This is a genomic window from Streptomyces actuosus (assembly GCF_016921115.1).
GTDB lineage: Bacteria > Actinomycetota > Actinomycetes > Streptomycetales > Streptomycetaceae > Streptomyces > Streptomyces actuosus_A.
On the sequence record NZ_JAFFZS010000104.1, the window covers coordinates 1 to 1,309 of the forward strand.

Below are 1,309 nucleotides of genomic sequence, written 5' to 3' on the forward strand. Positions count from 1 at the left end.
CGAACTGGACAGCGGGTGTTTACGCTGCCGGGACGAGGTTCTGCCTGAGCAAGGATCTCGTTTCGAGTGGAGTGACGTACCCGTAGTCGGGGTGCCGACGGAGCCGGCTGCGGTTGTACTCGACCTCGACGTAGCGGAAAACGTCGGCCCGGGCGGCCTCGCGGGTCTCCCACACGGTCGTCCCGATCTCCGCTTTCAGGATGGCGAACCAGCTTTCCGCGGCGGCATTATCGTAACAAGAGCCGACGCGCCCCATCGACTGCCTCATGTGCAACTTGCGTATTTCGCTGCGGAATTCGTCACTCGTGTACTCGCTGCCGCGATCCGTATGCATGACGCAACCCTGCTCCAGGCCGCCACGCCCGGCCGCCATCCGCAAGGCGGCGACCGGCAGCTCGGCGCGATGGTGTTCGGCCATCGCCCAGCCGACCACCTCCCGCGTCGCGAGATCGATACAGGTCGCCAGATACAACTTCCCTTCCAGCGTGCTGAGTTCAGTCATGTCGCCGACGAGCCGCATCCCGGGCCGGGGCGCGGTGAAGTCCCGGCCGATCAGGTCGAGCGCGAACACCGCCCGCTTCGCCTGCCGGGTCAGGCCCCGCCGCCGGCGGCGGGTGATCCCGACGATCCGGTGCTTGCGCATCAGCCGCTCGATCTTCTTGGAGTTCACCACCCGCCCGGCCCGCCGCAGGGCGGCGTGGATCCGCGGGACCCCGTAGGCACCGCGAGATCCGGCGTGAAGCACCCGGATCTCGCCCACCAGCACCTCCTCGGCCCGCTCCCGCGCCGTCCGGGCCGGCCGTGACGCCCTGTGCGCGTAGTAGGTGGAACGGGGCACTCCCAGCACACGGCACAGAAACGCAACGCTGTGACCTGCAGGATTACCCTCCGACGCCTTCTCCGCATCGATGAAACGACACCGTGCCACGGTGTCTACCTCATCTTGTCCTGCGCGAAGAAGGCGGTCGCTTTTCCCAGAACCTCGATCGTGGCCTCCTGCTCGCGAACCTTCCGCCGCAGCCGGACCAACTCCTCACGCTCCGCAGTGGTCAAAGCCCCGGCGGGTCCCTCACCGCGGTCGACCTTCGCCTGCTTCACCCACCCGCGCAGCCCTTCCGGACTCACGCCCAGATCCCTCGCGACCTCGGTGACCGTCTTCTCCGAGGACAACGCCAAGGCGACCGCGTCCCGCTTGAACTCGGCCGTGTACCGCTTACCCATGTTGCTCTTGCTACTCACTACCTGTGACTGCTTCCTCCGGGACCATCCGTCCCAGTATCAAGCTGTCCGGCCGACAGGGGGAACCTCA

General features: G+C 66.8%; 2 protein-coding genes. Both read right to left on the reverse strand.

Annotated features, from left to right (window positions below):
- Positions 1–19: 19 nt before the first annotated feature.
- The gene (locus JS756_RS35740) at positions 20–928 is read right to left on the reverse strand and encodes an IS3 family transposase (RefSeq protein WP_205387429.1); all 909 of its coding nucleotides are present in this window, start codon (positions 926–928) and stop codon (positions 20–22) included.
- 5 nt (positions 929–933) lie between these two features.
- On the reverse strand, positions 934–1,239 hold the full coding sequence (locus tag JS756_RS35745; RefSeq protein WP_205387430.1) for a transposase: 306 nt from the start codon (positions 1,237–1,239) through the stop codon (positions 934–936).
- Between the last annotated feature and the right edge of the window lie 70 nt (positions 1,240–1,309).